This is a genomic window from Glycomyces terrestris, assembly GCF_003933745.1.
Classification (GTDB): Bacteria; Actinomycetota; Actinomycetes; order Mycobacteriales; family Micromonosporaceae; genus Glycomyces; species Glycomyces terrestris.
The window spans coordinates 473,920-498,466 of record NZ_RSEB01000002.1; the positions used below are offsets into that span (position 1 = coordinate 473,920).

General features: G+C 74.1%; 24 protein-coding genes and 1 pseudogene. 13 read left to right on the forward strand and 12 right to left on the reverse strand.

Annotated features, from left to right (window positions below; translation table 11 throughout):
• Nucleotides 1-54: 54 nt before the first annotated feature.
• The 3 genes from EIW28_RS07720 (at nt 55) to EIW28_RS07730 (ending at nt 4,261) form a co-directional block, all read left to right on the forward strand.
• On the forward strand, nt 55-699 hold the full coding sequence (locus EIW28_RS07720; protein ID WP_197717143.1) for a TetR/AcrR family transcriptional regulator: 645 nt from the start codon (nt 55-57) through the stop codon (nt 697-699).
• 380 nt (nt 700-1,079) lie between these two features.
• Nucleotides 1,080-1,454: a RidA family protein gene (locus EIW28_RS07725; RefSeq protein WP_197717144.1), complete on the forward strand. Its 375-nt coding sequence runs from the start codon at nt 1,080-1,082 to the stop codon at nt 1,452-1,454.
• 119 nt (nt 1,455-1,573) lie between these two features.
• Nucleotides 1,574-4,261 (forward strand): DNA/RNA non-specific endonuclease, encoded by a 2,688-nt coding sequence (locus EIW28_RS07730; RefSeq protein ID WP_125247125.1) that lies wholly within the window; start codon nt 1,574-1,576, stop codon nt 4,259-4,261.
• Between the two features lie 62 nt (nt 4,262-4,323).
• Here EIW28_RS07730 and EIW28_RS07735 read toward each other — a convergent pair whose 3' ends face one another.
• The gene (locus EIW28_RS07735; RefSeq protein WP_125247126.1) at nt 4,324-4,605 is read right to left on the reverse strand and encodes a DUF1905 domain-containing protein; all 282 of its coding nucleotides are present in this window, start codon (nt 4,603-4,605) and stop codon (nt 4,324-4,326) included.
• 19 nt (nt 4,606-4,624) lie between these two features.
• Complete coding sequence (locus EIW28_RS07740; RefSeq protein WP_125247127.1) at nt 4,625-5,002, reverse strand: DUF1761 family protein; 378 nt, start codon at nt 5,000-5,002, stop codon at nt 4,625-4,627.
• Nucleotides 5,003-5,081: 79 nt separating this feature from the next.
• Here EIW28_RS07740 and EIW28_RS07745 point away from each other — a divergent pair, with 79 nt between their 5' ends.
• Nucleotides 5,082-5,717 (forward strand): TetR/AcrR family transcriptional regulator, encoded by a 636-nt coding sequence (locus tag EIW28_RS07745; protein ID WP_125247128.1) that lies wholly within the window; start codon nt 5,082-5,084, stop codon nt 5,715-5,717.
• Here the strand turns inward: EIW28_RS07745 and EIW28_RS24125 are convergent.
• Nucleotides 5,696-6,163, reverse strand: coding sequence for a hypothetical protein (locus tag EIW28_RS24125; RefSeq protein WP_158630318.1), 468 nt, complete (start codon nt 6,161-6,163; stop codon nt 5,696-5,698). The two genes, EIW28_RS07745 and EIW28_RS24125, sit on opposite strands and share 22 nt — an antisense overlap.
• 213 nt (nt 6,164-6,376) lie before the next feature.
• Between EIW28_RS24125 and EIW28_RS07755 the strand changes: the two genes are divergently transcribed.
• Both EIW28_RS07755 and EIW28_RS07760 read left to right on the forward strand, forming a co-directional pair.
• Entirely contained in the window at nt 6,377-8,716 is a 2,340-nt protein-coding gene (locus EIW28_RS07755) for an endo-1,4-beta-xylanase (RefSeq protein ID WP_158630319.1), read from the forward strand.
• A 234-nt stretch (nt 8,717-8,950) separates the two neighbouring features.
• On the forward strand, nt 8,951-9,367 hold the full coding sequence (locus EIW28_RS07760; RefSeq protein WP_125247130.1) for a hypothetical protein: 417 nt from the start codon (nt 8,951-8,953) through the stop codon (nt 9,365-9,367).
• Nucleotides 9,368-9,371: 4 nt separating this feature from the next.
• Here EIW28_RS07760 and EIW28_RS07765 read toward each other — a convergent pair whose 3' ends face one another.
• Both EIW28_RS07765 and EIW28_RS07770 read right to left on the reverse strand, forming a co-directional pair.
• The gene (locus tag EIW28_RS07765) at nt 9,372-9,779 is read right to left on the reverse strand and encodes an LIC_13387 family protein (RefSeq protein WP_125247131.1); all 408 of its coding nucleotides are present in this window, start codon (nt 9,777-9,779) and stop codon (nt 9,372-9,374) included.
• 107 nt (nt 9,780-9,886) lie between these two features.
• A complete protein-coding gene (locus EIW28_RS07770) occupies nt 9,887-10,309 on the reverse strand; it encodes a DUF2000 domain-containing protein (RefSeq protein ID WP_125247132.1) in 423 nt (140 codons plus the stop codon).
• A 50-nt stretch (nt 10,310-10,359) separates the two neighbouring features.
• Between EIW28_RS07770 and EIW28_RS07775 the strand changes: the two genes are divergently transcribed.
• From EIW28_RS07775 to EIW28_RS07795, 5 genes are all read left to right on the forward strand, one after another.
• On the forward strand, nt 10,360-11,139 hold the full coding sequence (locus EIW28_RS07775) for a helix-turn-helix transcriptional regulator (RefSeq protein WP_232013845.1): 780 nt from the start codon (nt 10,360-10,362) through the stop codon (nt 11,137-11,139).
• A 233-nt stretch (nt 11,140-11,372) separates the two neighbouring features.
• Nucleotides 11,373-12,779 carry a glycoside hydrolase family 43 protein gene (locus tag EIW28_RS07780; protein ID WP_125247564.1) on the forward strand — a complete coding sequence of 469 codons (1,407 nt, stop codon included), beginning with the start codon at nt 11,373-11,375 and terminating at the stop codon, nt 12,777-12,779.
• A 75-nt stretch (nt 12,780-12,854) separates the two neighbouring features.
• Nucleotides 12,855-13,469 (forward strand): VOC family protein, encoded by a 615-nt coding sequence (locus EIW28_RS07785; RefSeq protein WP_125247133.1) that lies wholly within the window; start codon nt 12,855-12,857, stop codon nt 13,467-13,469.
• A complete protein-coding gene (locus EIW28_RS07790; protein ID WP_125247134.1) occupies nt 13,469-13,876 on the forward strand; it encodes a VOC family protein in 408 nt (135 codons plus the stop codon). Before EIW28_RS07785 ends, EIW28_RS07790 begins: the two co-directional genes overlap by 1 nt.
• A gap of 198 nt (nt 13,877-14,074) precedes the next feature.
• Nucleotides 14,075-14,407, forward strand: coding sequence for a TfoX/Sxy family protein (locus EIW28_RS07795; protein WP_125247135.1), 333 nt, complete (start codon nt 14,075-14,077; stop codon nt 14,405-14,407).
• 33 nt (nt 14,408-14,440) lie between these two features.
• On the opposite strand, the gene EIW28_RS07800 is transcribed toward EIW28_RS07795, so the two are convergent.
• From EIW28_RS07800 to EIW28_RS07810, 3 genes are all read right to left on the reverse strand, one after another.
• The gene (locus EIW28_RS07800) at nt 14,441-17,311 is read right to left on the reverse strand and encodes a hypothetical protein (protein WP_125247136.1); all 2,871 of its coding nucleotides are present in this window, start codon (nt 17,309-17,311) and stop codon (nt 14,441-14,443) included.
• Nucleotides 17,312-17,431: 120 nt separating this feature from the next.
• Nucleotides 17,432-18,091, reverse strand: a complete 660-nt coding sequence (locus EIW28_RS07805; protein ID WP_125247137.1) for a response regulator — start codon at nt 18,089-18,091, stop codon at nt 17,432-17,434.
• The gene (locus EIW28_RS07810; protein ID WP_125247138.1) at nt 18,088-19,188 is read right to left on the reverse strand and encodes a sensor histidine kinase; all 1,101 of its coding nucleotides are present in this window, start codon (nt 19,186-19,188) and stop codon (nt 18,088-18,090) included. The genes EIW28_RS07805 and EIW28_RS07810 overlap by 4 nt, the downstream gene beginning before the upstream one ends.
• A 148-nt stretch (nt 19,189-19,336) precedes the next feature.
• Here EIW28_RS07810 and EIW28_RS07815 point away from each other — a divergent pair, with 148 nt between their 5' ends.
• Together EIW28_RS07815 and proC are read left to right on the forward strand one after the other, a co-directional pair.
• The gene (locus EIW28_RS07815; RefSeq protein WP_125247139.1) at nt 19,337-19,906 is read left to right on the forward strand and encodes a GNAT family N-acetyltransferase; all 570 of its coding nucleotides are present in this window, start codon (nt 19,337-19,339) and stop codon (nt 19,904-19,906) included.
• Nucleotides 19,907-20,028: 122 nt separating this feature from the next.
• Nucleotides 20,029-20,748 (forward strand): annotated as a pseudogene (gene proC, locus EIW28_RS25625) (pyrroline-5-carboxylate reductase); the annotation flags it as partial.
• A 66-nt stretch (nt 20,749-20,814) separates the two neighbouring features.
• On the opposite strand, the gene EIW28_RS24865 reads toward proC, so the two are convergent.
• The 4 genes from EIW28_RS24865 to EIW28_RS07835 all read right to left on the reverse strand — a co-directional run bounded on the left by EIW28_RS24865 (nt 20,815) and on the right by EIW28_RS07835 (nt 24,474).
• On the reverse strand, nt 20,815-21,825 hold the full coding sequence (locus EIW28_RS24865) for a hypothetical protein (protein WP_187350594.1): 1,011 nt from the start codon (nt 21,823-21,825) through the stop codon (nt 20,815-20,817).
• 106 nt (nt 21,826-21,931) lie between these two features.
• Entirely contained in the window at nt 21,932-23,077 is a 1,146-nt protein-coding gene (locus EIW28_RS07825; protein WP_125247140.1) for a trypsin-like serine peptidase, read from the reverse strand.
• A gap of 85 nt (nt 23,078-23,162) precedes the next feature.
• Nucleotides 23,163-23,480: a DUF4190 domain-containing protein gene (locus EIW28_RS07830; RefSeq protein ID WP_125247141.1), complete on the reverse strand. Its 318-nt coding sequence runs from the start codon at nt 23,478-23,480 to the stop codon at nt 23,163-23,165.
• A 73-nt stretch (nt 23,481-23,553) separates the two neighbouring features.
• Nucleotides 23,554-24,474 (reverse strand): NAD-dependent epimerase/dehydratase family protein, encoded by a 921-nt coding sequence (locus EIW28_RS07835; RefSeq protein WP_125247142.1) that lies wholly within the window; start codon nt 24,472-24,474, stop codon nt 23,554-23,556.
• Between the last annotated feature and the right edge of the window lie 73 nt (nt 24,475-24,547).

Consider the following 24,547-nt stretch of genomic DNA (forward strand, 5'->3'; position numbering starts at 1 on the left):
CTCGCAAATAAAAATACGAGCGGTCGCTCGTAATATCAAGTCCGGAAGGTGCCTATGACCGAGGCCACAGCAGACGACACCGCCAAGCCGGCGCGGAAGCGCCAGGCCCGCGGGGAGAAGCGCATGGGCGAACTCCTCGACGCCGCCGCCGAGGTCTTCGCGACCCACGGCTACGCGAAGGCGAGCACGAACGCCATCGCCGCCGCCGCGGGCGCCTCGCCGGGCACGCTCTACCAGTTCTTCCGCGGCAAGCAGGAGATCGCCGAGGCCCTCATGGCCCGCTACGTCGAGCGCCTGGAGGCCGCCCACGGCGCGGCCTTCGCCGTCGACGGCGCCGACCTCCCGCTCCGCGACCTGCTCGACCGCGTCCTTGACCCGATCATCGCCTTCGACCGCGCCAACCCCGGCTTCCACATCCTCCTGGCCGACCCGGGCATCACTCCCGAACTGGCGCAGGCGAAGCGGCCCGCGCAGGAGCTGATCTTCCAGCACCTCGACCGCATCTTCGCCGCGCGCGCCCCGCACCTGCCCGCGGCGGAGCGCCGCCTCGCCGCGGGCGTCGCCATCCACATGTTCCGCGGCCTGCTCCCACTGATCATGGCCGCCTCCGACGACGACCTCCCCGCGGTCGCACGAGAGGCGAAGCAGGCGCTCCACGCCTACCTCGCGGTCGCCCTCGAACAGCACCGTTCGACGTAGCGGTCGCAACCGGGTCCGCAAGCGCCCCTTGGCCGCAGGCCGCTCGCCGGCGGCGAACGAACCGCGGAGACCGCTGTCCAGACGCCGACCGGCCGGTTCCGGCAGGCGCTCGGGGTCGTGCCGTGGACGCGGGTGACGCGCACCTCGCCCTGGCCCGCAACGCGATCGCCGACGACGACCCGCGGCGCACAGTCTGCCGCGCAGGAGGGCGACTTCCAGGGCATGCAGGTTCACGCCCACTCCGAGCACACCGCCGCCGCCGCACCCCGGCGGCCCGATGGACCGCCTCACCGTCCCAGGCGACCGGTGACGAACCCGGGTTCCAGGCCCCGGCCCGCACCCGGCGCCCGTGCCCCTCCGGCGGTGCGATCATGGTCGTCGTGACCTCGAACCCGCGCACCTTCACCGACACCCGCATCGCCTACGGCCCGTTGCTGTTCATCTCCGGCCAGGTCCCCGTCGCCGACGACGGCGCCGTGCCCCCGGACATCGCCGGGCAGACCGCTCTGGTCTTCGCGAAGATCGCCGGCCACCTCGCGGCGCACGACCTCGACTGGAACGCGGTCGTCAAGGTGACCTACTTCCTGCGCGACATCGGTGACCTGCAAGCCTTCCGCGAAGCCGCGCTCGCCGCGCTCCCCGCCGCGCGCCCGACCGCCAGCCTCGTCGAAGTCAGCGCCCTGATCGACCCGCGATTCCTGATCGAGATCGAAGCCGTCGCCGACCTCGGCGCCAGGGGCGACGCGCGCCCGTGAACGGCCGGCCGCGATCGTGAACCGCGACCGCCGCGGCTCCGCCGCCGTCCGGTCCGGTCGATGGCCGCTGAGTGATCGATCGGTGATGGGGTGAGGACCCGGTCGCCGATGCTCGCTCCATGAACAGCGCCCACCCTCAGCCCTTCCCTCCCGCGGCGGCTCCGCGCAGGTCCTGGCTCGACCGGGTCGGCGAGTTGTGGCTCGCCGCGGTCCTCGTCATGTTCACCGCGTTCGTCGCCGCGGTGTTCGTCATCGACCGCGCCGGGACGCAGCAGGTCGGCGTCATCGCCGACGATCCCGGCGCCGTGTACGCCGAGGCCGACGCCGTCAGCGCCGCGTACACCCTCTCCGCCGCGGACGGCGTGGTCTCCTCGGGGTGGATGGCCGTCACCGCCGACGGCTACGCCGAGCAGAGCATCCTCGACGGGACGTCCGGCTCGGCGACCGTCAGGTCCACACCGGACGGCACCGCGGTGTGGGGCGACGCCGGCTGGTGGGGGCGCCGCGCTCCCGGGCGGGCGGCCGGGGCCGCCGGCACGTGGGTGCAGCCCGACGACGGCCTCTCGTTCCCCATCGACATCACCACGGACCTCACGCCGGCCGCGCTCGCGGAGCTGATCCGGTCCATCGACGAGGAGGGCGCCGTCGACCCGGCCGTGACGACGTACCAGGGCATCCCGGTCATCGCCTCGACCTATCTGGACTGGACGCTGATCCGCACCGACACCCTGCCGTCCGAAGTGCTCCTGCTGACCGGGCCGATCCACTCGGGGATGTTCCGCTCGGCCGCCGCCGCGGACACGGACCTCGTCGTCGTCCCGGCCGTCGACGGCGCCGGGGCCGAGGCGCGGCCGTACGGGTCGCTGACCGGCGGCGAGAGCATCGCGATCCAGCCGGCGCGCCTCGACCAGAGCGGCGCCGACACCGTCAGGTCCGCCGCGTCGAGCACGGTCGCGGGGGAGTCGACCGCGCCGCCGTCCGCCGACCCGGACAGCGCCGAGGCCGCGCCCCCGGCCGACGCGGTCCCGCCACCGCCGCAGGCGGACCTGCCGACCGGCCAGCCCGCGTTCGAAGTCGAGGTCAACGCGTCCTATTGCGACACCCCGACCTGCACCTGGTCGGCCGCGGTCACCAACACCGGCACCGCCGCCGGCAGCGCGGTCGTGGAGGTCTCGGCGACGCCGGGCATGGGCCCGCAGCGGCACGACCTCGGCGTCATCCAGCCCGGCCAGACCGCCTCGACGCCGACCTTGAGCATGGCGAACCAGGCGCCGACCCCGGCGCCGGGCCAGACGACCAGCGTGACCGTCAACTACGCGGCCGTCGTCTACTCCAGGGAACTCCACGGCGACGACGAGGACAAGTACCGCCGGCTCGCCGACCGGCTCGGCACCGCCTACCAGTACTGGCTCGACTCGATCATGGGCATGGTCGACGCCGCCATGAAACCGGCCGTCCTCGACACCGTCGAGCGGATGCTCGACGAGGAGGTGGCCCCCGAATCCGCCCTCACGTCGGCCGAATGGGCCTCCAGCGCCGACCCCGGCCTCGGCGACTACAGCCCGCTCCCCGTCCAGTCCCGGCTCGCCGGGTACGGCGACCGGTTCCGCGGCTGGTCGGGCATCGCCGGCCACCAGTCGAACCTGTTCGCCGACGACTACGCGCTCTACCAGGCCGGACTCGACGCGGCCCTGCGCGCCCTCGCCGACCCCGCCGAGCCGACCGTCTCGTTCCTCCCGCGGCTCGACGCCGACGGCCGGATCACGGCGGTCGAGATCATCAGCGACAGCGGCGATCCGGCCACGTCGCGGTGCGAGATCGTCACGGGCGACGGCGGTCGGGACGCCGGCGCCGCGGCCGCCGACGCGCTGTCCTCAATGGACACCAGTGCGTCGTCCGCGTTCGCCGACGCGGTCGCGAACGGCTGCCCGGTCTCGGTCACGATCGAGGCCGACCCGAACCCCGACCTGCTCACCGGCGACGCCTCCCCGAACGCCCTGACCGACACCGCGCCCCTGGGGGAGCAGCTCCAGGACGGCCTCCGCGACAGCGGCGCCTGCACCGGGACCGGCCCCGCCCTCGACCAGGTCACCGTGTCGAACCAGGTCGGGCGCTCCACCTGGAGCGCCGGTCAGCTGTGCGGCACCGCGACCGCCTCGGTCTCGACCGCCCAACTCGACCTGCTCAACGGCCTCCTCGCCGGCACCGACCTGCTCGGGCAGCTCAAGGCGCGGGGAGCGGTGACCGTGGACGAGCACGACCGGATCACCGACGTCGTCTGGCGCGACCCCGACGAGGAGTGCACCTCCGCCATGCGCCAACCCGTCTACGCGCCCGCCAAGAGCGCGGTCGCGCCCAGCAACACCGCCACCCGCAACGCGGGCGACCAGGCCCAGGGCGCCTGGGTCTACCTCTGCGGCGGCTCCTACACCGGCGGCACCCCGGCGTCGTCCTCGATCGAGCCCTGGGACTGGCCCACCAGCAACCCGGGCCGGGCGAGTCAGGGCCAGCGCTCCCGCTGCCACCTCATCGCGAACACCTTGGGCGGCAGCGGAACCGACGTGGCGAACCTCGTCACCTGCTTCCAGCGCGCCAACAACGACCCGTACATGAAGCGGGCCGAGCAGATCGTCAGGCGGCTCTCACGGAACCAGGACATCTTCTACCTGGTGAAGCCCCAGTACGACGGCAACAACGGCAGCCTCAAGGGCATCCGCATCGTCGCGATCGGCAACAAGGGGCTCGACCTCGACCTGTGCGTGCGCAACTCGGTGCTCGGCGGCCTCGTCTTCAACGGCCCCTGCTGAGCGGCCCCGCGGCCGGTCCCTGGTCCGCCTTCCGCGCGAGGCGAGCCGAGCGCCCGGGGCGTTCAGTTCAGGCGCTTGGTGAGGTGGACTTCGACGGTGTCGCCGTCGGTCTTGCCGATCCGCTTGCGGACGGCGGCGGCCACGGGGAGCTTGTGGGTGCCGTCGCCCAGGGCCATGAAGGCGCCGCGGAACGGGACGCCGTCGACGGTGCCCTCGACCTTGACCAGCCCGCGGGTGCCGAAGACGGCGGCCGAGTCGGGGAGCTGGACGCAGGTCCAGGTGTCGCCGGGGCGGACTTTGCCGAGGGCGGCGGTGAAGTGGATGTCGAGCGGTCCTGCGGACATGATTCCTCCTCCTGGCAGCTTAGGCGAGCAGGCCGACGAGCGCGCCGATGACGACGAGTTTGGCGACCCAGTCGAAGGCGTGGAGCGCGGCGAGGGGCACCGGTATGCCTTCGTGGACCACGGCCCCGGTGAGGATCGCGGTGGGGAGCGCGCCGAGGGCCAGGCCGAGGAGCGCCCCGGCGCCGGCGCCGGTCCAGCCGGCGGTGTGCATGAGGCCGGCGACGAGGCAGGCCGCCACGAGGCTGCGGAGGACGACCGCGCCCATCTGGACGGGGACGGCCAGGCCCGGCCGGGGCGTGCTGTGCCGCCGCACGTACGCGGCGACCGGTGGAGCGCCGTAGAGGACGGCGCTGAAGACGAACGAGGCGATCGTGGCGACCGCGATGGCGAGGATCATGGCGGGCTCCTTCAGTACTTGGTAGTACTGAAATACCCTAGCCCTCGTATTCAGTCCCGTCAAGTACTAAAATCGCGGCATGACTGACACCGCCCCCCGGCGCGGCCGCCCGCCCGGCAGGACCGGAGCCGAGCTCCTCGCCGCCGCCCGCGAAGTCTTCCTCGAACGCGGCTACGCCGGAACCACGATGGACGCCGTCGCGGCCCGGGCGCAGATCTCCAAGGCGTCCCTCTACCGCGAGCACCCGTCCAAGGACGCCCTGTTCGCCGCGGTCGTGCGCGCCTGGGCCGACGCGGGGCGCGACGCGATGCGGCCGCACCTCGAACGGCTCGTCGCCGGCGGCGACACCCGCGCCGACCTCGCCGGCCTCGCGGAGGTGATGCGCCGCGGCGTCCTCAGTCGCGACGTCCTGAACATGCGCCGCCTGGTGACCGCCGAGGCGAGGCGCCTTCCGCACGTGGCGGCGGGCTATCTCGAAGCGAGCTGGGAGCGCAACATCCGCGCGCTCGCCGACGCGCTCCGGGAGCTCTGCGAGCAGGGCCGTCTGTCCATTCCGGACCCGCTATTGGCGGCCGACCAGTTCACCTGGCTCGTCATCGGGTCGCCGCTGAACCGGCTGCTGCTGACCGACGCCGACGAGGCGGCCCCGGACGGCGCGCCGGTGGCGGCCGCGGTGGACCTCTTCCTCGCCGGCTACGGCCCCGACGGGGCGTGAAGGGCCGCGCCCTCGGCGGCCGCCGGACTCAGGTCGAGGCCCGCCTCCAGGACCGCCCGCCAGCGGGCGGCCTGCGGGTGGTCCGGCTCCGACTGGAGCGCTCGAGCGGCCCGGGACAGCAGGTCCTGGAGCTGCCCGCGGAGGGCGTCGAGCCCCGGCTCCGGCACGGCGGCGCGCCCGGGCCTCCCGGCGACCAGGTGCCGGGCCTGCGCGGACACGCCGCGCACGTAGCGCACGAACCCGCCGGGCCCGTACTGGACGTCGAGGTAGCCCGCGTCCGCGAGGCGCTTGGCGGCGAAGGCGAAGTCCCGCGGCGACCAGTCCCGCGCGCGGTCGAACGCGCTCTGCGCCAGCGCGAACGGCCCCGACCGGTCGTGCGTGTCCACAATGTCTTTCAAGAGGGAGAGGTCGACGGCCTCCCGCTGCGGCAGCGCGGATTCGTGCATCCTTCCGTTCTACGCCGCGCGCCGCGCCGCCGAACGGTCCTGTGGTGATCGGCCGTTCAGCTCTTGTGCACCCGCCGTTCACGCGATCCGGGACGCAGATTGACAGCGATCGAAGTCGTGCATATCATGGCCCCACCCTCACCTGAAAGTTTCATGGAAATACCGAAACTTTCGGAGTCTCGTATCCCTCCTCCGCGATGGAGCCTGCAACCCATGAATCATCAAGCACGCGAACGGCGCCGGCGTCTGCCCGCGCTGGTGGGCGGAGCCCTGCTCCTGCCCGCGGCGGCGTTCGCGTTCGCCCCTGCCGCCGCCGCTCAGGACGGCGTCGTGTACTCCTCGGACTTCGAGGACGGCACCGTCGGGGACTGGGCCCCGCGCGGGCCGGTCTCGCTCGCCGTCGAGGACGGCGCCCTGCTCACGACCGGCCGCTCCGCCGACTGGCACGGCCCCTCGCTCGACCTGACCGACGTGGTCGAACCCGGCGGCGTCTACGAGATCGCCCTGTCCGTGCGCTTCGCCGACGGCAGCGCCGGCGAGGCGCTCACCGCCACCGTCCAGCGCGAGACCGCCGACGGCACCTCCTACGACTCCGTCGTCTACCAGGCCCCGGCCGGCGCCGAGTGGACGGAGCTGAGCGGCGAGTACAGCATCGCCTCGCCCGCCACGAGCCTGACGTTCTACGTCGAGTCGCCCACTGTGGACGCCTCCTACTGGATCGACGACTTCACCGTCACCGAGCTCGAGCCGCCCGGGATCGAGCCCGACATCCCGAACCTCAAGGACGTCGTCGCCGACGACTTCCGCATCGGGGCCGCGGTCGACGGCCGCGACCTGGTCGAGTCCTCGGGGCAGCTGCTGAACAAGCACTTCAACCAGATCACCGCCGAGAACCACATGAAGCCCGACGCGATCCAGCCGACCGAGGGCGAGTTCACCTTCGACGCCGCGGACGAGCTCGTGGAGTACGCCGAGGCCAACGGCATGGAGATCTACGGCCACACGTTCCTGTGGCACACCACGCAGGTCCCCGAATGGTGGTTCGAGTACCCCGCCGGGCACCCGAACGCCGGTGAGCCCCTGGGGAGTTCCGACGAGGACCGCCAGATCATGCTCGACCGGCTCGAAGCCCACATCGGGGCGCTCGCCGAGCACTACGGGGACCGCATCTGGGCCTGGGACGTCGTCAACGAGGTCATCAGCGACAACAACGCCGAGGTCTACCGCCACAGCCGCTGGTACGAGATCTTCGAGGGCCCCGAGTACGTCTACGAGGCGTTCCGCATCGCGCGCGCCGAGTTCGACGCCGTGGGCGCCACCGACGTCAAGCTGTTCATCAACGACTACGGCACCGAGAACCCCGGCAAGCGCGACAACCTCTACGGCCTGGTCGAGGACATGCTCGCCGCGGGCGTCCCGGTCGACGGCGTGGGCCACCAGACCCACGTCAACCTGAACACCTCCATCGACCAGGTCGAGGAGAGCCTGCTCAAGTTCGCCGACCTCGGTGTGCTGCAAGCGGTCACCGAACTCGACGTGGCCATCGGCGCGCCCGGCGAGGGGGAGGAGTTCCCGCAGCTGGAGGCCCGCCTCATCGAGCAGGGCCACTACTTCCGCGACCTGTTCGCGATGTACCGCGAGCACGGCGACCTCCTCGAGTCGGTGACCGTGTGGGGCCTGCACGACGGCCGCTCCTGGCTGCGCTCCGAGACCCGCCCGCTGGAGAGCCCGCTGGTCTTCAGCGACGCGCTGCGCTCCAAGTGGGCCTACTGGGGCATCGTGGACCCGAGCGTCCTGCCGGAGATCCCCGACGAGGAGGAGCCGGAGTACGCCCGCGTCCAGGTGCCGCTGGCCGACGCCGCGCCCGAGATCGACGGCGCCAGGGACGGCGTCTGGGACGGCGCCTCCACGGTCGCGACCGAGGTCACCGTGGAAGGCTCGGCCGACGGCGCGAAGGCCGACGTCTCGCTCCTGTGGGACGAGGCGGGCCTGTACGCCCTCTTCGAGGTCACCGACCCGGCCCTGGACGAGTCCAGCGCCAACCCGTGGGAGCAGGACTCCGTCGAGGTCTTCCTCAACCCCGGCAACGCGAAGGAGGGCGGCTACGGCGAGGCCGACGGCCAGTACCGCATCAGCTTCAGCAACGTCGTCACCTTGGGCGGCAACGGGCCCGAGGCCGGCGAGGTCGTCAGCGCCGCGGCCGTGACCGACACCGGCTACACCGTGGAGGTCCACGTCGCGATGGCGCCCGAGCAGGCCGCCGTCGGCACCGAGCACGGCCTGGAGCTCCAGGTCAACGACGGCACCGACGGCGCCCGCACCGCCGTCCACACCTGGTACGACCCGACCGGCCTGTCCTGGAACACCAACGCGAACTGGGGCATCGCCGAGTTCGTGGAGGAGGTCGAGGAGCCGGGCGGCGGCGGCAAGCTGCCGACCACCGGCGCGGCGCTCACCGCCGCGGTCGCCGGGGCCGCGGTCCTCGGCATCGCCGGCGTCCTGACCGTGGTCGCCGTCCGCCGCCGCCGGGCCGCCGCTAACTGGGGCGACTAGCGACGCCGCGCGGCCGGGCCGGAGTCCGATCCGGACCCGGCCGCCGAAACGACGGGGCCCCTTGAGGCGACGGTTGCGGCGCAACCGGTCCGACCTCGAGGGGCCCCTCTCGGTCCCTGCGGCGGCGTGCGCCGGGTCGCACGACATTCGCCGCTGGTCGGCTCCCCCGCGCGGGGGACCCGAATGGCCCGCGAGGGGGAGTCCGGCGCCTCGCGGCGCGCATAGGTTCGGGGCATGATCGACACCCCAGCACAGCGCGAACGACCCGCTTCGACGGCCGCCGCGAGGCTCACCCGCCTCGCCGGGTGGTCGCTCATCACGATCGCCGTACTCCACACCGCCGTGTTCGTCCCGCAGGTGCCTTGGGGCGAATGGCTCGACGGGACGCTGCGATCCGGCGAGGCCGACATGGAGTCCGTCGCGGTCTTCTGGGCACTGCCGGGAGGCATCGTCGTCCCCGGCGCGCTCGCGGGCGCCCTGCTGATCCGCGGCGCGCGGCAGGGGACGCGCTTCGGGCTCGGCGTCGCGATCACGCTCGTCGCGTGGGTCTCCGCCTGCCTATGGCTCATCGGCCCGAGCGGATTCATGTTCGTCTACGTGACCGCGGGCCTGCTCATCGCCGCCGCCGTCGTGGACCGCCGGCGGGCGTGACGGTTCAGCGCGCGGCGCGGCGCGGCGCCAGCGCGACCGCGAACGCGGCGGTCGCGACGCCGAACGTCACCAGCGGCGGACCGGGAATCATGAACGCGGCCAAGGCGAGTACGGCGGCGGAGCCGGCCAGGGCGACGAATCCGAACGGGCGCGCCCGTTCCGGTTCGGTGCGGAAGGCCCGGGCGATCATCCAGAGCAGCACGCCGGCGACGATCATGGCCAGGCCCATGGCGAGGCTCAGCCCGCGGTACAGCGCCGCCGCCTCAAGTGAGACCGGGCCGAGCTGGACCGACGCGGCCCGCATCGCCGCCTCCAGCTCGGGGTCACCGGGCAGGGCGAGTTCCAGGGCGTCGTGGACGAGGCCGGTAACCGTCCATGCCGCGGCGCCTACGCGGAAGGCCGTCAACCGCATCAGTGCCCGTCTCCTCGTCCGGTCCGGTCCGGTGCCTCGCGCACCGGCCGCTGACCGGAACCTACGCCCGGACGTGCCGCGGGGCGCCGCCGGGCCCGGCCCGGCCGCTACGGGTGCATCCGCGCGCCCTTGACCACGCGGTCGACCGCGTTCTTCGGGCCGTACACCCCGATCCCGGCCAGGTCGAGCTTGTCGGCCGCGCGGACCGCGGCCCGGTTCGCGCCGTCGTGGCCGGTCGCGAACAGCTCGGTCGTGAACAGCGACAGGCGCATCCCGCGCGCCAGCGCCTTCGCGTGCGAGGCCGCGAGCTGCTCGCCCGCCGCCTCCAGGACCATCACCGGCTGGCGGAACATCGGCAGGTACGCGTTGCCGGCCGCGTCCTCGTACGGCTCGCCGACCACCTCCGGCTCGGCGGTGCCGAGCCCGCTGACGAGGAACGCCGTGACGTTCAGGCGCTGCCAGACGGCGAGGTCGGCGCGGAGGAGGACCGCGATCTTGGTGTCGAACCGGACGGGTGCTGCTGCTTCCATGCGGGCAACGCTACGAACCGGACCGGCCCGGCGTCTTGTACGTTCTTAACGTGGTGGTCGAGGTCAAGGCGTGGCGCCCGGCCGTGGGCGGGGTCGCGGAGGCGTTCCACGCCCGCTTCACCGACCACGCCTACCCGATGCACGTCCACGAGACGTGGACGCTGCTCCTCATCGACGAGGGCGCCGTCCGCTACGACCTGGACCGGCACGAGCACGGCGCGCTCGACTCGATCGTGACGCTCCTGCCGCCGCACGTCCCGCACGACGGCCAGTCCGCGACGCCGCACGGGTTCCGCAAGCGGGTCCTCTACCTCGACTCGACCCTCCTGGACGACGGCCTCATCGGCCGCGCCGTCGACGGCCCCGAGATCCCCGACCCGCTGCTGCGCAAGCAGGTCCACCGCCTGCACGAGTCGCTGCGGCCCGGCGACGAGCTGGAGGCGGAGAGCCGCGTCGAGCTCGTGGCCGACCGGCTGCGCCGGCACCTGCGCCGCCGCGAGCCGGCCGCCGCGCCGGTCCGCGACCGGCGCCTCGCGCTCGCGATGCGGGACCTCCTCGACCGCCGCATCGAGTCCGGCCTGGGCCTGCGCGAGGCCGCGGCCGAGCTGCACGCGCACCCCGCGCACCTGGTGCGCGCCTTCAGCCGCGAGTTCGGCATCGCCCCGCACCAGTACCTGGTGACGCGCCGGATCGACCGGGCCCGCCGCCTCCTGCTCGCCGGGCGGCCGGTCCACGCGGTGGCCGCCGCCACCGGGTTCTACGACCAGTCGCACCTGACCCGCCACTTCAAGCGCGTCGTGGGCACCACCCCGGCGCGCTTCGCCTCCTGACAGCGCCTCCTGACAGTGCCGCCTTACAGTGCCGTTCCGCTGTGTCGTTCCGCTGTGCCGCCTGCCAGCGCCGCCCGACTTCTGGCCGCGCCGCCTCCCCAGCGTCCCTGACCCCACCCTTGCATCGAAGATGTTGACTGCTTCGATGGAGCGATGTTAGCCTTCACATCACCTGTTCCGGCTGCCTAGCCCCCACATAGGAGTGGCCAATGTCCTCATCCCGTTCCGCGCGCATGACGCGCCGCGGACTGTTCAGCGCGGCCGCCGCCGCGCCCCTCGTCGCCGCCTTCCCGGACGCCGCGGCGGCCCAGACGACCTACACCGGCTACCTCATGGCCCACTTCATCGGCGAGGGCACCGGCGGCGAGCAGATCTACCTCGCCCACAGCGACAACGGCCTCAACTGGACCGACCTCAACCGCGGCCAGATCGTGCTCCGCAGCCCCATCGGCACCCAGGGCGTGCGCGACCCCATCATCGTGCGCAACCCCGCCGGGAACCGCTACTGGATCGTCGCCACCGACCTGCGCATCGGCTCGGGCACCTCCTGGGACGACGCCGCCAACCGCGGCAGCCGCAACCTCGTCGTCTGGGAGTCCGCGGACCTCGTCAACTGGTCCCTGCCGTGGCTGCTCAACGTCGCCGGGTCCATCGGCGACGCCGGGAACGCCTGGGCCCCCGAGGCCATCTGGGACGCCGCGGCCGGGAACTTCCTCCTCTACTGGGCCACCAACTCGACCCTGAACGGCGTCAAGAAGCACCGCATCTGGAGCGCCCGCACCACCGACTTCCGCTCCTTCAGCGCCCCGCAGGTCTACATCAACCTCCCCGGCTCCGAAGGACTCATCGACACCCAGATCGTCGAGGCCGCCGGCAGCACCGGCGGCTACCGCTACTACCGCGCCTCCAAGACCAGCCAGATCGTCATCGAGGGCGGCAACTCGCTCACCGGCGCGTGGACCCGCCTCGGCGACCTCGCGAACCTCACCGGCGGCGGCGTCGAGGGCCCCATGTGGGCCAAGTTCAACGACCGCACCGAGTGGGCCCTGTGGCTCGACCAGTACGCCACCGGCCGCGGCTACATGCCGGTCCTCACCACGAACCCGGCCGCCGTCTCCGGCTACCGCACCACCTCCGGGTACAGCCTCGGGGGGAACCTGAAGCGCCACGGCTTCGTCCTCAACCTCACCCAGGCCGAAGAGAACCGGGTCCTGGGCCGCTACCAGGCCCCGGTGTGGAACCGCCTCCAGTCCTACAACTTCCAGGACCGGTACGTGCGCCACGCGAACCTGGACGTGCGGATCGACGCCGGCGTCAGCCCGGGGGCCGACGCCCAGTTCCGCCTCGTGCCCGGCCTCGCCTCCTCCAGCGCCGTCTCCTTCGAGTCCGTCAACTACCCCGGGTACTACCTGCGGCACCTGAACTACGACTTCGTGCTCGCCCCGCGCGAGGCGACCTCGCAGTTCAACGCGGACGCCACGTTCAACCGCGTGGCCGGCCTCGCCGACGCCTCGTGGAGCTCGTTCTCCTCCTACAACCACCCGACCCGCTACATCAGGCACTACAACTACCTGCTGCGCCTCGACCCGGTCGCCACCGCGGTCGAGCGCGCCGACGCCACCTTCCGCGTCACCACCTGAGCCGGGCCGGGGCGGGCGCCGAAGCGATCACGAATCGAGAAGCGCCGGGGCCCGCCCCGGAAATAGCCTTGGAGCATGACCTACATCGAACACCTCACCATCGAGGCCGCCGACGCCCAGGCCGCCGAGGACTTCTACACCGCCGCCTTCGGCTCGGACCTCCCGCTCCGCTTCCGCGCCTCCGAGGAGCCGACCTCCGGGTTCCGCGGCTTCACGCTCGACCTGGTCGCCGCGCAGCCCGCGAACGTGGACCTGCTCTTCGACGCGGCCCTCGCGGCCGGCGCCGAGACCGTCAAGGCCCCCGTCAAGTCCCTCTGGGGCTACGGCGGCGTCCTGCGCACGCCCGACGGGGTCGTCATGAAACTCGTGACCTCCTCCAAGAAGGACACCGAGCCCGCCGAGAGGAAGTACGACGAGGTCGTGCTCCTCATGGGCACCACCGACATGAAGGCCGCCAAGAAGTTCTACGAGGCGAACGGCCTGGAGGTGGCGAAGAGCTACGGCGGCAAGTACACCGAGTTCGCGACCGACAAGGGCGCGGTGAAGCTCGCGCTGTACCCGCGCAAGGCGTTCGCGAAGACCGCGTTCGTCGACCCGGCCGGCTCCGGCTCGCACCGGATCGCCATCGGCGGCTCCGGCGGGTCCTTCACCGACCCCGACGGCTTCGTCTGGGAGGGCACCGGCGCCTGATGGACCTCGTCGTCCACTCCGCGTCCCTGCCGCACACCGACCCGGAGGCGTCCCTCGCCTTCTACCGCGACGCCCTCGGCTTCGAGGTCCGCTCCGACGAGGGCGACGCGGGCGGGCGCTGGATCACCCTCGGGCCGGCCGGCGGCACCGGCACGTCCCTCGTCCTCGAACCCGCCGGCGCCCGCCCCGGCCTCACTACGGCCGAGCGCCGCACGATCGCCGAGATGATGGCCAAGGGCACGTACGCGGCGATCACCCTCGCCACCGCCGACCTCGACGCCCTCCACCGCCGCCTGCGCGACGCCGGCGCCGAGCTCGCCTGGGGCCCGACCGACCAGCCCTCCGGCGTCCGCGACTGCGCCTACCGCGACCCCGCCGGCAACCTCGTCCGCATCACCCAGGCATGACCCCCGCGCCCGGCCCCCGGCCGGGCGCTCGGGGCGTGCCGGCCCGAAGACGGCGGAGACACCCCCGACCGCATCGCCGCCGCGGCACCGCCTCTTCCGCGCCTTTCGGCCCCAGGTCAGGAGCACCGCGACCGCTGCCGCGCCGCCGCCCCCGCCGGAACCGGCCCGAGTGTCGGACCCTCCTGGCACGATGGCCCGATGGCGTACGACGAGGGGCTGGCCGAGCGGATCAGGGACGCGTTCGACAACCGGCCGTATGTGTTCGAGCGGAAGATGTTCGGCGGGCTCGGCTGGATGGTCCACGGCAACATGGCCGCCGCCGCGCTCGGCGACGGCGGCGCGATGGTGCGCGTGGGCAAGGACGACTACCCGGACCTGCTCGAGGAGCCGGGCGCCGGGCCCATGGTCATGGGCGGGCGCACCGTCACCGGCTGGATCCGGCTCGGCGACGACATCTGCGCCTCCGACGTTGAGCTGCGCGCCTGGGTCGAGCGCGGCATCGCGTTCGCCGAGACGCTCCCGCGGAAGTGACCGGGAGCCGGGACCGGCCCGGCTCCCGCCCCGTTACGCCTCCTCGGCGTCCTCCGCCGCGCGCTCGCGCACCTGCTCGAGGTGCCCGGCGAGCGCCCGGCGCATGACCTCGCGGTCCCCGAGGCGCGCGGTGACGCGCTCGACGACGGCCGCCGCGCCGTCGAGGTCGCCGAGCTCCTCGTGCGCGGCGATCATGCCGTGCGCGGTCTGGACCGCGAGCTCGGCGAGGTAGTCGCCGTCCTCGGCGGCGGCCAGGACCGCCTCGCCCGAGCGCAGCGTCCGCCGCGCCCACGCCTCCTCGGTCTCCTCGCCGTCGCCGCGCATCCGCGCCTCCTGCGCGAGCGTCTTCGCGTACTCGACGCGGCACGAGTCGCGGTACCCCGCCGGGTGCTCCTCGTCGCGCCACGCGGCTTCGAGCTCCATCGCGAGCGCGGCCATCTCGTCGAGCACGGCCGCGGTGTCGGGCTCCTCGGCGCGCAGCCGCGCCCACAGCGCGGCCCGGACCGGGTTGGCGGCGGCCGAGAGCGACCCGAGGCCGCGCCACTTCGCCGCCGACCGCCCGTAGGCGTCCACTGCGGACTTCAGTTCGCCGGTGCGCTCCAGCAGCTCCCCGGCGAGGTGCGCGGCCTGCGGGTACAGGGCCGGGTTGGGGTGCGCGAGGCCGCCGTCCATGAGCCGCAGCGCTTCGAGGACGTGGGTGAGCCCGGCGCGGGCGTCGTAGGTCCGCTGGTGGCTCTCGGCGAGCAGGTAGCGGGCGTCGACGAGGCGCCAGTGCTCGTCCTCGTGCATCTCCGGCAGCTCCGCGAGGGCCGCCTCCAGGATGACCACGGCCTCCTCGCTGCGCTCCTGCATCGCGAGCGACTTCCCGAGGAGGTGCCGGGCCACGCCCGCGCAGCCGGTCTCCCCGGCGCGGTCGTACCAGTGCGCGGCCTGCACCGCGTAGCGCTCGGCCGAGCGGGCCTCGCCGAGGTTGATCGAGCACTCCGCGGCGGTCAGGTGGAGCGCGGCGACGGGGAACGCCGGGTAGTCGTGCTTGACGGCCGCGATCCCGGTCTCCGCGACGGCGAGCGCCTCGGTGAGCTCTCCGGCCTGGTTGAGCATGGCCCCGTACTGGAACGCGCTGATGAACGTCTCGTAGCGGAACCCGCCCTCCGAGGCCAGCTGAAACGCCTTGCGCAGGGCCGCGAGCCGCCCCTGCGGCCCGGTCTCGAACTCCGGCAGCATCATCGCGAGCTGGGTGCGCGTGAGCGCGGCCCGGCGGTGCCCGGCGTGCGCCGCGAGGTCGGCGTCGGCCCGCGCGAACGCGGCCGCGAGCTCGGGCCCGGGCCGCTCGCCGAGCATGAGCCCGGACTGGAGCTGCGCCATGAGGACCTGGGCCCGGGCGCGGGCGGCGTCGGCCGGCGCGGCCGCCGCGAGCGCGTCGGCCTCGGCGAGGAGGCCCGGCGCGAGCGGCGCGAACGCGGCCGGGTCCTCGCGCATCCCCCAGGCGGCCTTCGCGATCCGGCACAGCAGCGCCCGGCCCGGCAGCCCGGCCTCCGCGAAGAGGGTCCCGGCGAGCTGGGCGAGGTCCTGGGCCGCTTCGAGGGCGTCCTTCGGTTCGGCCTGCGCCAGCAGCGCCTCGGCCTCGTCGGCGGGCGCGAGGGACGCGCCGAGTTCCCCGGCGATGCGGGCGACCTCGATCCAGCGCTCCCCGCGGTCCTCGGCGGCGTCCTCGACGCCCTGGCGGGCCCGCACGAGCGCCGCCTCCAGCGCCGCGGCGCTCGCCGCCGCCGGAGCGGGCGCCGGGGCCTCGGGGACCGGCATCGCCTTGAGCCCCAACGGGACGTGCGGGTACGCCTCGGCCGGCTCGACGCGCTCCCGCGACCGGTCGGAGTGGACGGTGGTGCCGTTGCGGCGGTCGTAGCGGGCGCACAGCTCGCGGCGCTCGGCGTCGGCCCACGCGTGCAGGTCGTCGGCGGTCCAGTCGCGGCCGCCCGGCCCGGCCAGCAGCGCGCCGCCCATGCCGCGCCCGCGCAGGGCTGCGGCGAGGGTCTGCACGCCCTCGAGCCACTCCTGCCGCGAGTCGGGGCTGAGCGTCAGCTCCCAGGCGCGCCGCTCGGCGGCCAGGATCTCGATGCCGCGGGCCTCGTTCCCGGTGAGCGCGCAGAACCGGATGTGCCGGGCGACGTAGTCGAGCATGTCGTCCTTGTCGCGGCAGATCCGGTAGCCGTGGTGGTGGTTGGCGCGGGCCTCGTCGAGGCGGCCGAGGCGCGCGAGCGGCAGCAGCGAGTCCGCGAGCGTGTTGTGCGGCTCGTGCGAGCACCGCAGCTCGCCGTCGAGGAGCGGCCGCCAGGCCGCGATCGCGCCCTCGTCGTCCCCGGCGCATGCGGCCATGTCCCCGATGTCGTTGACGCGGCACGCCTCGCAGTCGCTCATGTCGTCCGGCTCGGTCGTGCGCACCATCGCGGCGGCGCGCGCTGCCCGCTCGGTGTCCCCGATGTAGTACGCGAACCAGTGCTCGGCCTCCCAGTACGGGTGCAGCGAGTGCCCGGCCTCGGCGTACCGGCGCCGGAACTGCGCCAGGGCGTCCTCGATGGACGCCAGCGGCACGTCCGGGTGGTCGCGCAGCTTGTACACGATCCACTTGAACTGCCAGTACACCGAGCGCAGGAGCGCGGCGTCGAAGTGCTCGGGGGCGGTGTCGAGGTTGTGCAGGAGCCGCGCGTACGGGACGAGGAGCCGCGTCGAGTCGGGGGAGAACTCGTAGCAGTCCACGAGGGCGTCCAGTACGGCGTTCAGCAGGGGCTGGTCGCCGTCCGCCTCGACGGCGACCAGGTGCTCCTCCAGGGCGGCCAGGCGGGCCTCCCCCCGGAGCTGCCAGCGGATCTCGTTGAGGCGCTTACGGAGTGCGTCGGTATCGCTCATGGGGTTTCCGTCCGGTGGGGGATCGTCGGTGCCAGCATTCTGCCAGGGTGCGGGCCGTGGCCCGCCCGTGGCCCGGCCCGGCCGGGCGGCGCGGTCCGCGACTCTGCCGCGAGAACCCGGTCAGTCCACCAGGCCCGCGTCGTTGACCAGCAGCGCCAGCTGCACGCGGTTGTTCAGCCCGAGCTTCGCGAGGGCCGCCGAGACGTGGGTCTTCACCGTCGGCACGCTCAGGTGCAGGGCCGCCGCGATCTCGGCGTTCGAGCGGCCCCGGCCGACCTCGGCCGCGACCTCGGTCTCACGGGTGTTCAAGGCCCGCAGGCGCTCCCGCGCCGGGGCGCGCCGGTCGTCGGCGCCGCCGACCGCGAGCCCGATGAGCCGCCGCGTGACCTCCGGCGACAGGACCGGCTCCCCGGCCGCCACCTTCCGCACCGCCGCGACGATCGCCGCCGGCGGCGTGTCCTTGAGCAGGAACCCGCCCGCGCCCGCGCGCAGCGCCCGCCGCACGTGCCCGTCCGCCTCGAACGCGGTGAGCACCAGCACCTCCGGCGCGCCCGGGGCCGCGCGCAGCCGCTCGGTCGCCGCGAGCCCGTCGACGCCCGGCATGTGCAGGTCCATGAGCACCACGTCCGGCCGCAGCTCGGCGACCAGCGGCGGCACGTCCGCGCCGCTGCCCGCCTCGCCCACGACCTCCACGTCGGCGGCGCCCCCGAGGATCATCCGCAGACCCGCCCGCACCAGCGGGTCGTCGTCCACGACCAGGACCTTCACGCGCTCGCTCATGCCGTCCAGGGTAGCCACGCCCCGACCCTCCAGCCGCCGTCCCCGGTCGGCCCGTACTCCAGCCGCCCGCCCGCGAGCGCCGCCCGCTCCTCCAGGCCGATGAGGCCGTGGCCCGACCCCTCCCCGGCGTCCCGGCCCGGCCCCGAGACCACCTCCACCAGCAGCCCCTCGCCCGGCCCGCCCGACACCGTCACCGCGACCGGCGCGCCCTCGGCGTGCTTGCGCGCGTTCGTCAGCGCCTCCTGCACGATCCGGTACGCGGTCCGCCCCGACCGCTCCGGCGCGTCACCTTCCACAGTGGAGGTGAACGCGATCCGGGACCCCGGCCGGGCCTCCTCCACCAGCGCCCGCAGGTCCGCCATCGACGGCTGCGGCAGCTCCCCGATCGGCGCCCGCAGCACCGCGATCACCTCCCGCAGGTCCCGCATCGCCAACCGCGACTGCTCCCGCACCACCCCGGCCGCGCCCGCCAGCTCCTCCGGCGAGAGGTCCGCCCGGTACTCCATCGCGCCCGCGTGCAGGCTCAGCAGCGACAACCGGTGCCCCAGCAGGTCGTGCAGCTCCCGCGCCAGCTCCTCCCGCGCCCGCTGCCGCGCCCGCTCCCGCTCGTCCCGCTCCTGCTCGGCCGCCCGCGCCCGCAGCGCCCGCCGGTACCGCGAGAACATGCCCCAGCCTGCGACCGCCCCGTACAGGACCACCGCGAACACCACGTTCCCGACCAGCCCCAGCTCCTGCGGCCGCAGCCACGCGTACACGCAGGCCGCCCCCAGCGCCCCCGCGTACACCCACGCCGCCGTCCGCAGCGGCCGCCGCACCACCACCGCGAACAGCAGCACCAGCAGCGGGAACGCCGTCGTCTCCGAGAACGTCGACAGCACCACCGCCGCGACCGCCGCCTGCGTCGGCCACCGCCGCCGCAGCCACAGCAGCCCCAGCCCCACCAGGCCCGCGAGCTGGTCCAGCTCGAACAGCCACGGCGGGTCCGGCAGCCCGATCCGCATCCGGTCCGCCGCCAGGTACAGCCACAGGAACACGCCGACCGCGAACAGCGCCGTGTCCGCCGCCCACCCGCGCGCCCCGCGCCGCTCCGCACCCATGCGCCGAACCTAGCCGCCCCGCGCCGCCCGGCCAACGGTTCCGCCCCGATCCCATACCGAAGTCGGCCCGGCGCCATCCGAAGGTCGCGCGCTTCCCCGCGCGGGGGAGTAGCCTCGACCGGTCGGCACCGATGGAAGGGACAGACCGATGCACGACCGCGTCCCCGCACCGCCCGCCGTCGCGCTGCGCCCCATCGCCCCCGAGGACGCCGAGGACATCGCCGCGCTCCGCGCCGCCAGCCGCGGCCACCTCGCCCGCTGGGAGCCCGACGAGGACGACGCCACCTACACGCTCCCCGGCGTCCGCGACGCCATCGCCGCCGCGCTGGCCCGCACCGCGGCGGGCACCGGCCGCTCCTACGTCATCCTGGAGCGCGGCCGCCCCGTGGGCGGACTCCTGTTCAACTCGATCGTCCAGGGCCCGTACGTGCGCACGTGCTCCGTCGGCTACTGGGTCGCCGCGGCCGAGACCGGGCGCGGCATCGCCACCGAGGCCGTGCGCCTCGCGAAGGCCCTCGCGTTCGGGGAGCTCGCGCTCGACCAGCTCCGCGCCGAGACCCTCCCGGACAACCTGGCGTCCCAGGCCGTGCTGTCCCGCAACGGCTTCCGGCGCCTCGGCATCACGCCGTGCTACTCGCTGAACACCGGGCGCCTGCGCGACCACGTCCTGTTCGAGGCGTCGAACCCGCGGGCGGAGCACCCGTGGGACTGGACTTGAAGGACGCGCGCGGCCGGCGGCGCCCGGCCGTGACCGGGGCGCCAGCGCGGCGCCCGATTCGTTCGAAACGCTGAGCCCGGTGGGCGGGGGCCGTTAGATTGCGATTCCGGAGGAGGTGCGCCATGGACATCGCGATACTCGGCGTCGGCCATCTCGGCGAGGCCGTCCTCGCCGGGCTGCTCGACTCGGGCCTGCCGCCCGCGCAGATCTGGGCCACCGCCCAGCCCGCCGAGCGCGCCGCCGCCCTCGCCGGCGCGTACGGCGTCGAGGTCGGCACCGACAACGCGGGCGCCGTCGCCGAAGCCGACGTCGTGCTCGTCGCCGTCCGGCCCGGCGCCGTCGAAGGCGTCCTCCAGGAGATCGCGCCCGCCCTCGAACCGGACGCCACGGTCGTCTCGCTCGCCGCCGGCGTCCCGCTCGCGACCCTCGCCCGGCGCCTCCCCGACGGCGTGACCGCGGTGCGCGCCATGACGAACGTCGCCGCCCGCGCCCGCGAGGCCGCGACCGCGCTCACCGCCCCCGACGGCACCGACCTGACCGAGATCGAGGACCTGTTCGACCGCGTCGGCGTCACGGTCGTCGTCGAGGAGCCCATGATGGACGTCGTGACCGCCGTCGGCGGCTCGGGCCCGGCGTTCCTGTTCTACCTGGCCGACGCCATGACGGAGGCCGCGGTCGAGGGCGGCATGGACCGCGCCGCCGCGCGCGTCATGGTCGACCAGATGCTCCTCGGCGCGTGCCTGCACCTCCAGTCGAGCGACCGGCCGGCCGCCGACCTCCTCGACAGCGTGAACACGCCCGGCGGCACCACGGCCGCCGCCCTCGACGTCCTCACCGCGGCCGCCGTGGACGACACCGTCAAGCGCGCGGTCGGCGCCGCCGCCAGGCGCGGCCGCGACCTCGCCCGGTTAGGCCCGCCGGCGGCGCAGGAACAGCGCCGCGACCGCCACGACCGCGACGACGACCGCCGCCACCAGCATCGCCGTGTACGTCCCCTTGAGACCCGAGGTGAACGCGTCGTACGTCAGCGGCGCGAAGGACGCGTCCCCGGCCTGCTCGATGAACCGCTCCCGGCCCGCCGCGAGCGCGGCGAGCGCCACCGCCGCCAGGACCGCGCCCAGGACCCCGACGATGAGCGCCGCCACCCACCGGCGCGGCGCGAGCACCACCGCGACCAGCAAGAGGCCCAACGCGATCCACGGCAGCCACGTCGCGGCCCACTCGAGCTGCGCGGTCCGCTCCTGGAGCTCGGGCACCTGCGCCGAGTCGAGCAGCACGTACTCGGCCTCGACCGCGGGGATGTCGGCGGCGTACGCGAAGTCGTTCTCCGCCAACCGCTCCTTCACGACCTCGACCACCCGGCCCAGGTCGAGCGTGAGCGTGTTCCCCTCGGCCTTGAGCGAGCCGGCGTTCTCGCCCTCCAGCGCCGAGACGAGCGAGGCGTGCGCCTCGGTCACCGCCGCGTCCCACACCTTCAGGAACGAGGGGCTCGCGACGAACTCGTTCACCTCGGTCTCGATGTAGGCGCGCAGGGTCGCCGCGGCGGAGGCGATGAGCTCCCGGATGTACGCGGGCGGGTTCTCGGTCCCGGCCCAGCCGGCGGCCCGTTCGGCGATCGCGTCGACGTCGATCGCGTTCGTGATCTCGGTGGTGACCATGTCCGCGACGGCCGCCTGGACCCGCTCGTCCGCGGCGATCGGCTCGGTGCGCTCCACGAACCGGTCGGTCGTCAGGAGCTCCAGTCGCGCATAGTAGGCGGCGACCGCGCCGGTGACCGCCACGACGGCGAGGACGCACGCGAGCACGGCCACGACCCAGCGGACGGCCCGCCCGATCCCGCCCCCGCGGCCCTCCCCGAGCGTCCGCTCCGGCTCCTCATCGGGCGCGGCCTCGGCCGCCTCGCGCTCCGTCTCGCTCACGGGAACCTCCACATCGGCTGGTGCCCACCCTAGCCAGGGCGGGCGCCCGCCGCCGGGAAACGGGACGGGCGGCGGGGGAGTGCCCCGCCGCCCGCCGCCCCCAAACTCAGAAGTCCCACTCCAGGTAGGGCGCGATCATCGGGTAGACGAGGTCCATCCGCGCCGCGCTGTTGGGGCAGCCGCCGAGGTGGTGCAGGCCCACGACGGCCCCGCTGGTGCGGCTGAGCACCGGCGACCCGGAGGATCCGCCCTGCGTGTCGCAGTAGTACGACAGGTCGGTCGCGTACCCGCGCCCGTCGGCCCGGTTGTCGTCGATGAGGCACTGCCCGCCGAGGGTCCGCCGGTCCTCGCTGGAGATCCGCAGCGGCTTCCCGCCCGGGTGCCCGGGGATGAAGACCTTCTCGCCGACCTCGGCGTGCCGCGGGTCGATGACCAGGTGCGGCAGGTGCGCGATGGCCGCGTAGTCGTCCACGGTGAACAGCGTGAAGTCGAGCGTGTAGTGCGTCGCGAGCACGTCCGCGCCGCGCACCTTCAGGGGCGTGCGGGTGTCGCCGCCCGCGCATTCGACGCACTCGTACCCGAACTGCACCTCGGTGGCCCGCGCCTCGGCCTGCGAGCCCACGCAGTGGTTGTTCGTCATGATCCGGTTCGAGTCGTCGGCGATCCACGCCGTGCAGTAGTACTCGTCCTCGATGATGAGCCGCGCGACCGAGCGGCTCGCGTCCCACGCGGCCGGATCGGTCTCCCGGTAGCAGGCGGCGTTCTCCGAGTCGTCGCGCCCGCAGACGCTCTCGGGGCCGGCCCCGCCGGGCCGGGACGCGAGCTCGTCCTCGTTCAGGCCCCGCGCGTACGCGGCGAGCCGGGCGGTCGCGGCCACGCCGTCGGCGGCGTCCCACAGCCGGATCTCGGCGGTGTCGCCCTCGATCGACAGGGCCCGCAGGACGCCGTCCGCGACGTCGGCGGCGCCGAACTCGTGGGACTCGGACCCGTCCGGGCTCGCGACGGTGATCCGGTCGCGCCCGCCGAGCACGACGCCGTCGAAGCGGGCCTTGATGAACGCGGCGTCCTCGTGCGCGACGGTCTCGGTCTCGCCGGCCGCGAGCGGCACGTCCGCGGTCTCGAGCTGCGCGATCTGGTCGGCCCGGTACCGCGGGGCCTCGGTCGCGGCCGCGGGTGCCGCGGTCAGCGCGGCCCCGGCGAGGACGCCCGCGGCGAGCGCGGTGACCGTCCTCTTCGTCCTGTCTGATCCCATGGCCCCGAAGCGTAGGTGACGGTCGGGGCGCGGGCGGGGGATCGGCCGAATTCGGGGGCGGGGCCGGCGGCCCCGCCCTGCCGGCCTAGTTGTACTGGTCCTTCCAGTCGTCGCGCCACTGGTCCCAGTCGGTGAAGACGCCGGCGGCGACGCCCAGCACGACGAGGAGGATGAACGCGATGATCGAGATCCAGCCGAGGATGATCGCGGCCCGCGCGAGCCCCTCGCCGGAGTTGTTGCGCCGCGCGATCTGGCCCTTGGCGACGTAGCCGAGGATGAGCCCGAGGATGCCGATCGGGCTGCACCATCCGACGATGGCGAGCACGAACGCGGCGATCGCGAGCCCGTTCATCTCCCGGGGCAGCCTCGCCGGGGCCCCGGCCTGGTCGTATTCCTGCGTCATGTGCCCTCCAATGGAGACGGAAATGTGCGCAGTGTACGAAGCCCGGGGGCCCGGGAGGCGCGTTTTCGCCGAATCAGGCCCGCGCGCGGAACCAGGCGAGGGTGGCGGCCACGGCGTCCTCGTGCGGGGTCAGGCGCGGCTCGCCGAAGGCCGCGCGGAACGCGGTGTCGTCCACGACCCAGTCGCGGTCGCGCTGGTACCAGGTCTCGCCGAGCTCCTTGACGACCGGGCTGAACAGGCCGAGGAGCCGCTGCGTGCCGCGCCCGAGCGCGGCGGTCTTCAGGCGTCCGCCGGCGGCGTCACGCACCATGTCGAGGAATTCGCGGCCGGTCGGCGCGGGGAGCACCGGCAGGTGCCAGGCGCTGCCGTCCGCCTCGGGGCGCTCCCCGAGGGTGACCAGGCCCGCGGCGATGTCGGGCAGGTACGAGACGGTGTGGAGGACGTCGAGGTCGCCGACCCAGCGGGCGGTCTTCCCGGCCGCGGCCGCTGCGAAGACCGTGGGCCCCAGGATGGTGTTGACGCCGCCGGGCCCGAAGTAGTCGGAGGCGCGGCCGAGCGCGGCGCGCACGCGGCCCTCGCGGTGGGCGTCGAGGACGAGCGTCGCGACCTCCGCGCGGGCCCGGCCCTTCGGGTTGGCCGCCGCGTACGGCAGGTTCTCGGTCATGGGGCCCTTGACGGGCCCGTACATGTACAGGTTGTCGGCCATCACGAGGCGGGCCCCGGCCCGCTCGACGCCGCTGAGCACGGTGTCGGTGAACCCGGGGAACTCCGCGGCCCATTTCGCGTACGGCGGCTGCGCGCACTGGTAGACGACGGCGGCGCCCTCGCACGCCGCGGCCGCGCCCTCGGGGGTGGTGACGTCGGCGGCGAACCCGTCGGGGCCCTGCGGGCGGCGGCTGACGGCCCGCACCCGGTGCCCGCGCGCGGCCAGCTCGGCGGCGACGGCGGCGCCGACGGCCCCGGTGGCGCCGAGGACGACGTGGAGATCGGTCATGGGGGTGCTCCGTACGTGAGTCGGGCGGTCCGGGAGGACCGGGGCGGCCGATGAGGGCTTGCGTCGGCTGGAA

Bases quoted from the DNA above. Each gene is read 5' to 3' on its own strand.
- EIW28_RS07720 (WP_197717143.1), top strand. From the start codon at position 55: ATGACCGAGGCCACAGCAGACGACACCGCCAAGCCGGCGCGGAAGCGC.
- EIW28_RS07730 (WP_125247125.1), top strand. From the start codon at position 1,574: ATGAACAGCGCCCACCCTCAGCCCTTCCCTCCCGCGGCGGCTCCGCGC.
- EIW28_RS07735 (WP_125247126.1), bottom strand. From the start codon at position 4,605: ATGTCCGCAGGACCGCTCGACATCCACTTCACCGCCGCCCTCGGCAAA.
- EIW28_RS07740 (WP_125247127.1), bottom strand. From the start codon at position 5,002: ATGATCCTCGCCATCGCGGTCGCCACGATCGCCTCGTTCGTCTTCAGC.
- EIW28_RS07745 (WP_125247128.1), top strand. From the start codon at position 5,082: ATGACTGACACCGCCCCCCGGCGCGGCCGCCCGCCCGGCAGGACCGGA.
- EIW28_RS24125 (WP_158630318.1), bottom strand. From the start codon at position 6,163: ATGCACGAATCCGCGCTGCCGCAGCGGGAGGCCGTCGACCTCTCCCTC.
- EIW28_RS07755 (WP_158630319.1), top strand. From the start codon at position 6,377: ATGAATCATCAAGCACGCGAACGGCGCCGGCGTCTGCCCGCGCTGGTG.
- EIW28_RS07760 (WP_125247130.1), top strand. From the start codon at position 8,951: ATGATCGACACCCCAGCACAGCGCGAACGACCCGCTTCGACGGCCGCC.
- EIW28_RS07765 (WP_125247131.1), bottom strand. From the start codon at position 9,779: ATGCGGTTGACGGCCTTCCGCGTAGGCGCCGCGGCATGGACGGTTACC.
- EIW28_RS07770 (WP_125247132.1), bottom strand. From the start codon at position 10,309: ATGGAAGCAGCAGCACCCGTCCGGTTCGACACCAAGATCGCGGTCCTC.
- EIW28_RS07780 (WP_125247564.1), top strand. From the start codon at position 11,373: ATGACGCGCCGCGGACTGTTCAGCGCGGCCGCCGCCGCGCCCCTCGTC.
- EIW28_RS07785 (WP_125247133.1), top strand. From the start codon at position 12,855: ATGACCTACATCGAACACCTCACCATCGAGGCCGCCGACGCCCAGGCC.
- EIW28_RS07790 (WP_125247134.1), top strand. From the start codon at position 13,469: ATGGACCTCGTCGTCCACTCCGCGTCCCTGCCGCACACCGACCCGGAG.
- EIW28_RS07795 (WP_125247135.1), top strand. From the start codon at position 14,075: ATGGCGTACGACGAGGGGCTGGCCGAGCGGATCAGGGACGCGTTCGAC.
- EIW28_RS07800 (WP_125247136.1), bottom strand. From the start codon at position 17,311: ATGAGCGATACCGACGCACTCCGTAAGCGCCTCAACGAGATCCGCTGG.
- EIW28_RS07805 (WP_125247137.1), bottom strand. From the start codon at position 18,091: ATGAGCGAGCGCGTGAAGGTCCTGGTCGTGGACGACGACCCGCTGGTG.
- EIW28_RS07810 (WP_125247138.1), bottom strand. From the start codon at position 19,188: ATGGGTGCGGAGCGGCGCGGGGCGCGCGGGTGGGCGGCGGACACGGCG.
- EIW28_RS07815 (WP_125247139.1), top strand. From the start codon at position 19,337: ATGCACGACCGCGTCCCCGCACCGCCCGCCGTCGCGCTGCGCCCCATC.
- EIW28_RS07825 (WP_125247140.1), bottom strand. From the start codon at position 23,077: ATGGGATCAGACAGGACGAAGAGGACGGTCACCGCGCTCGCCGCGGGC.
- EIW28_RS07830 (WP_125247141.1), bottom strand. From the start codon at position 23,480: ATGACGCAGGAATACGACCAGGCCGGGGCCCCGGCGAGGCTGCCCCGG.
- EIW28_RS07835 (WP_125247142.1), bottom strand. From the start codon at position 24,474: ATGACCGATCTCCACGTCGTCCTCGGCGCCACCGGGGCCGTCGGCGCC.